The following is a 4,718-nucleotide window of genomic DNA, read 5'->3' on the forward strand; positions in this document are numbered from 1 at the left end:
GCTGGCAGGGCCCGCCACTTGATCCCGTTGTCGACCACGTACAGGATCGCATCGACGAGCTCACGGCGGCAGTGCTTGGTTCGCCTACCGCCCCTGCCCGCCAGCCAGCCCGGGGCGGGCAACAACGGTTCGATCAGCGCCCATTGAGCGTCGGTGGTGTCCGACGGATAACGCCGTGACCGGGACGAAGGCTGATGCGTGGTGGCCAGCAAGCAGCACTGCCCACCCCGCGCGCGCATGATCGGCGCACTCGGGCACGATGGCACCCGGGACTCCTCGGTAGAACGGTTGACTAGACACCACCCGATCTACCAGGAGTCCCTCCTCATCTCCGCACCCACCCCACCACCAAGATCAGTTCGGGAACAGCCTCTAAGGCAGGAATTCCCGGCAGGCATATCCGTCCGAGTTTCGGCGAGTACTACGGCACCCCCGTAAGCGGACGCTTGTTGCTGGAGGGAACCGTCGGTGGAGTAACCGGTTATGTTTCCGCGGAACTGCCACGGCCTTCTTGCCGTTCACGTCGGGTCTGTGTGTCGTGCAGGGCCTGGCGGCGTTCGCGTTCGCGGTAGCTGAAGGCGGCTTCGCGGACCGAGTTTTCACTTTCGAAGCCGGAACCGACGGCACCGGCAACAGTGGCCGCCGCGGTAACCAGCAGCATGGCGACGGCATAGTCACCGAATCCGAGACCGGGCCCGACGTACTGGCCGAACACCTCAGGAGTGAGGACAACACCGGCCGCGATTAGGTTGACGACGTAGAGCGCCCCGTACATGCACCCCACTCCGATGAGCAGGGTCAGCACCGTGGAAGCGTTGAACAACACCGCCTGCTCGCGTTCGTGCGTGGGCCGGCCCCTGGTCTGCTCCCACAGCCGGTGATAGGCGATGAGCCAAGCGACCATGACAGCCACCGACCCGAGCGCCGCGGCCAACAGGCGCAGTGGCCCCATCGTGCTGGCCAGGCGCCAGACCGACGTATTGATCAAGTAGAACGCGCTGAACGCGAACGCCCCCACCAGCGGCCCGGTCAACCCGAACACCAGCCGCCACGGACGATTGTCCCGAACCATGCCGATCAACAACCGCACCACGCCTCGCGAGGCCAGCACGCGCACGTCGACGTCGCGTTGCTCCGGGGTGACCCGCTGGAAGCGGTTGGCCAGCCATGGTAGTCGGCGACGCCGGTGCTCCTGGGACCCCTCCGAGGGAGTACCCCGGCTGCACATGTCGGCGATGAGCTGGGTCACCACACCTCGGACCCGGCGGTGCAACGCCATGCCTCCGAATGCCGGTAGTGACACCACCAGGATCCTGCGCTCGTTGCTCATATCGGCCACGATGGGCTGCCCGCCACTACGCAGCGGGAGATCCGTGATGCACGCAGCAAGATTCCATCCGTGCTGCCGCATCCGCTCGCCAGCGACGTCCATCATCTCGGTATGGCGGTCGTCACTGGGCGGCAACCGCTCGCGGTGCACCTCCACGCGCCACACGCAGTTGTCCTTCAGCTGCTCGGACAACAGTCTCGGCAAATCATGGGCGAGCTGCTCAGCAATCTGCGCAGGCGCGGCCACCGGATCAGCCACCACCCCCACAGTCACCGTCTCGATCGAACCGTTCCTCGCATCTCCCGGCATCGTCATCGCAGCACTCCCCACCTTCGGCGACGCCCCACGGCTACCCACCACAGCCCTATCCAACGACCCACGTAGCTCGAGCCCCGCACCATCTCCGCAAACCAACCCCTTGCGTACACCCGCCGACGCAGCGACCAGCGGGCCCTGGCCTGGACCTGCGGCGTTGCAGTTGCCCCGTACGGTGAAAATCAGTCGTCGGGGGCTAAACGTACGCTCGCGCGCCATGAGCGCCACGATCATCGGCTACGCCCGCTGCTCCACCGACGAGCAAGACCTCACCGCCCAACGCCAGAGCCTGGCCGAGCTCGGCGTCGCCGACGACCGGATCTACCTCGACCACGGGCTGACCGGCACCACCCGAGCCCGCCCCGGTCTTGATCAGGCACTCGCCGCCGTCCGCGAAGGCGACACCCTCGTCGTACCGAAATTCGACCGGCTCGCCCGCTCCGTCCCGGACGCTCGCGCCATCGGCGACTCCCTGGCCGAACGCGGCATCAAGCTCTCCCTCGGCGGCCAGGTCTACGACCACGCCGACCCCATGGGCAAAATGTTCTTCAACATCCTGGCCACCTTCGCAGGATTTGAAGTCGACCTCCTGCGAGCCAGGACGAAGGAAGGCATGGCCGTAGTCAAGGCCAAGGGCAAGCTGCGTGGCAAGCAGCCCAAGCTCTCGACCAAGCAGCAGCGCGAGCTCGTGCGCATGTACGGCACTGGCGAGTACACCATCGCCGACCTCGCCGAGGTCTTCACCGTCTCCCGGACGACGGTCTACCGCACCCTGCAACGGGACCAGACCTCAGCCAAGACCCGATGACCCACCGGCCGCGCTCGCGCTCTCGACGCCGCACTCCTCATCGACTGACCCGCCGCCCCTACTCTGCCCCTCAGGACAGCTTCAGGAGTACAGGGCCGACTGGCGCGGTTCGCCGAAGTAGTGTTCACACACCTTCCGCAAATCGGCGAAGCGCACGTTGGTCGGTGCGCGTCGCATCGCTGCCACGATCGAATCAATGGCGACCATCGCCCTTATAGTACCATTATTGACACCACCTGTGCGGGCTCACCTGCAGTCGTTCCCCGTATGTACCGTTCAGGCGTGTTCGGGAGCTGCGACGGGTGGGGCCGCGCAGCCCCCGGGGTGCGGCGGACCGCACGCCGGAGTTCACCAGTCCACGGTCGCGAAGGCCCGCACCGGGAAGGTGGCGAGTCCGCGTACGGCCACCGGGACGGCGGTGAACCGGGCCCCGGTCGCCGGGAGGGCGTGCAGGCCCGTGAGGTGTTCGACCACCGGGATGTCGGCGGCCAGCAGGGCGGTGTGCGCGGGCCGTTCGCCGGTGCGGGTGTCGTCGATGTTGACCGAGTCGATCCCCACGAGCGCGGCGCCGCGGGCGGCCAGGTGCTCGGCGCCGGCCCCGGTGAGGTGCGGGTGCTCCGGGGCGCCGTACCGGTCGGTGCCCCAGTGCCGGTCCCAGCCGGTCCGCAGCAGCACGGCGCATCCCTCGACCTCGAGGTCGGCGAACGCGTCGGCACCGAGGGCGCCGTCGCCGTCGACGACGACGGTGGGTAGCAGCGCGCAGCGCTCCAGCGGCAGTGCGCCGAGGTCGTGGCCGTCGCGGAAGCGGTGGGCGGGGGTGTCGAGATAGGTGCCGGTGTTGCCGACCATGCTGATGCGGCCGATGGTGAACTCGGTGCCCTCCGCGTAGTGCGCCCGCGAGTCGTCGTAGCTCAGGTGGTCGGCGATGTCCGGCGAGGGAAGGCCCGGGTAGGTGACCATGCCCGGTTCGAGGGCGTGACTGAGGTCGAAAAGCCGCATCGCCCCATGATCGCAGGAGGAGCCGTACCTTACCCCGGGTTTCGGCACCTGCTCTCGTTCACCGAGCACGCGGTCGCTTGCCTCGGTCGGTGGTCAGCGTGCGGTGTGTGGGGTGGGGGTCACCGGCCGCAGGTCGGGTCGTTTCGGGGTGAGCCCGTCGCCGGAGGAGGTGCCGCGCACCCGGCGGCTGATCCACGGCCACACGTGTTCCCGTGCCCAGCGCAGATTCTCCGCGCGCTCCTCGCGGGCGGAGCGGGGCGGGCGCGGGCCCGGGTCGGGCGGGGTGATGTCGTGGTCGACGCCGAGCACGTCGAGCACGGCGGCAGCGATGCGGGTGTGGCCGAGGTGGTTGAGGTGGATGCGGTCGTCGGCCCACAGGCGCCGGTCCCGCAGGGCGTGCATCGCCCACATGTCCACCAGCCGGGCGCCGTGCCGGGCGGCGATGAGGCGGACGTGTTCGTTGTAGACGGCGGTGCGGCCGCGCATCTTCCGGAACAGCGGGTCGGCCACGCCGTCGACGCCGGTGAACAGCACCACGGTGGCGCCGGTGGCGGCCAGCGTGCCGACGGCGCGGTCGTAGTCGTCGCACAGCGCGTCCACGTCGGCCTTGGGCCGCATCAGGTCGTTGCCGCCCGCGTAGAGGGTGACCAGGTCGGGCGCCAGGTCGACGGCGGGGGCGAGTTGTTCGGCCAGCACCTGCGGCAGCAGCCTGCCGCGGATGGCGAGGTTGGCATAGCCCAGGTCGGGGTTGTGCCGGACGAGGACGTCGGCGACACGGTCGGCCCACCCGCGGACCCCGTTGGGTGCGGCCGGGTCGTCGTCGCCGACCCCTTCGGTGAACGAGTCGCCCACCGCGACGAACCGGGAGATCATGTCCGCACTGTAGCGGCGGGGCCGGTGTGGCCCGGCGCACGCCACCGCCGGGTGCCCGCTCAGGTGCCGTCGCGGTGTTCGGCGAGAATCTGGGCGAGGGTGTGGGTGGGGGAGCTGTCGAGTTTGTGCCGGTGGGCGTCGTAGCGGTCGCGGGTGGTGCGGATGTCGGCGTGGCCGAGCAGGTCCTGCACCTTCTGCACCGGCACGCCGCGCGCCAGCAGCAGGGTGCCGGTGGTGCGGCGGGCGGTGTGCGGGGAGATGCTGTCCGCGGTGGGCAGCCCGGCCTGCCGGGCCAGCCGCCGCAGGGTCTGCCACACGTCCCGCTGGGTGAGCGGTTTCCCGCCGGGGCGGGTGGAGTCGTGCGGGTGCGGGCAGGTGGCCAGCAGCGGCCCG

The 4,718-nt window shown here is 69.4% G+C and carries 7 protein-coding genes; 1 reads left to right on the forward strand and 6 read right to left on the reverse strand.

What is annotated here, in order from left to right:
• Together SACPADRAFT_RS30400 and SACPADRAFT_RS0207515 are read right to left on the reverse strand one after the other, a co-directional pair.
• Positions 1-239 (reverse strand): transposase (locus SACPADRAFT_RS30400; protein WP_157577103.1); only part of this gene is annotated, 239 nt, incomplete at its 3' end.
• A gap of 242 nt (positions 240-481) precedes the next feature.
• On the reverse strand, positions 482-1,645 hold the full coding sequence (locus SACPADRAFT_RS0207515) for a GtrA domain-containing protein (protein ID WP_007024775.1): 1,164 nt from the start codon (positions 1,643-1,645) through the stop codon (positions 482-484).
• A 217-nt stretch (positions 1,646-1,862) separates the two neighbouring features.
• Here SACPADRAFT_RS0207515 and SACPADRAFT_RS0207520 point away from each other — a divergent pair, with 217 nt between their 5' ends.
• Positions 1,863-2,453 (forward strand): recombinase family protein, encoded by a 591-nt coding sequence (locus SACPADRAFT_RS0207520; protein WP_007024774.1) that lies wholly within the window; start codon positions 1,863-1,865, stop codon positions 2,451-2,453.
• Between the two features lie 81 nt (positions 2,454-2,534).
• Here the strand turns inward: SACPADRAFT_RS0207520 and SACPADRAFT_RS34310 are convergent, their stop codons facing one another.
• The 4 genes from SACPADRAFT_RS34310 to SACPADRAFT_RS26140 form a co-directional block, all read right to left on the reverse strand.
• Positions 2,535-2,660 (reverse strand): hypothetical protein, encoded by a 126-nt coding sequence (locus SACPADRAFT_RS34310; RefSeq protein ID WP_007024773.1) that lies wholly within the window; start codon positions 2,658-2,660, stop codon positions 2,535-2,537.
• Between the two features lie 141 nt (positions 2,661-2,801).
• Positions 2,802-3,452 carry a cyclase family protein gene (locus SACPADRAFT_RS0207530; protein WP_007024772.1) on the reverse strand — a complete coding sequence of 217 codons (651 nt, stop codon included), beginning with the start codon at positions 3,450-3,452 and terminating at the stop codon, positions 2,802-2,804.
• 93 nt (positions 3,453-3,545) lie between these two features.
• Positions 3,546-4,325, reverse strand: coding sequence for an SGNH/GDSL hydrolase family protein (locus SACPADRAFT_RS0207535; protein WP_007024771.1), 780 nt, complete (start codon positions 4,323-4,325; stop codon positions 3,546-3,548).
• 59 nt (positions 4,326-4,384) lie between these two features.
• The coding region (locus SACPADRAFT_RS26140; protein ID WP_007024770.1) for a site-specific integrase at positions 4,385-4,718 on the reverse strand (334 nt) is incomplete at its 5' end.

This window comes from Saccharomonospora iraqiensis subsp. paurometabolica YIM 90007 (genome assembly GCF_000231035.2).
In the GTDB taxonomy this organism is placed as follows: Bacteria; Actinomycetota; Actinomycetes; order Mycobacteriales; family Pseudonocardiaceae; genus Saccharomonospora; species Saccharomonospora paurometabolica.

What these genes read in the sequence shown, in the direction of transcription:
- SACPADRAFT_RS0207535 (WP_007024771.1), bottom strand. Translation starts at nt 4,325, where the DNA reads ATGATCTCCCGGTTCGTCGCGGTGGGCGACTCGTTCACCGAAGGGGTC.
- SACPADRAFT_RS0207520 (WP_007024774.1), top strand. Translation starts at nt 1,863, where the DNA reads ATGAGCGCCACGATCATCGGCTACGCCCGCTGCTCCACCGACGAGCAA.
- SACPADRAFT_RS0207530 (WP_007024772.1), bottom strand. Translation starts at nt 3,452, where the DNA reads ATGCGGCTTTTCGACCTCAGTCACGCCCTCGAACCGGGCATGGTCACC.
- SACPADRAFT_RS0207515 (WP_007024775.1), bottom strand. Translation starts at nt 1,645, where the DNA reads ATGACGATGCCGGGAGATGCGAGGAACGGTTCGATCGAGACGGTGACT.
- SACPADRAFT_RS34310 (WP_007024773.1), bottom strand. Translation starts at nt 2,660, where the DNA reads ATGGTCGCCATTGATTCGATCGTGGCAGCGATGCGACGCGCACCGACC.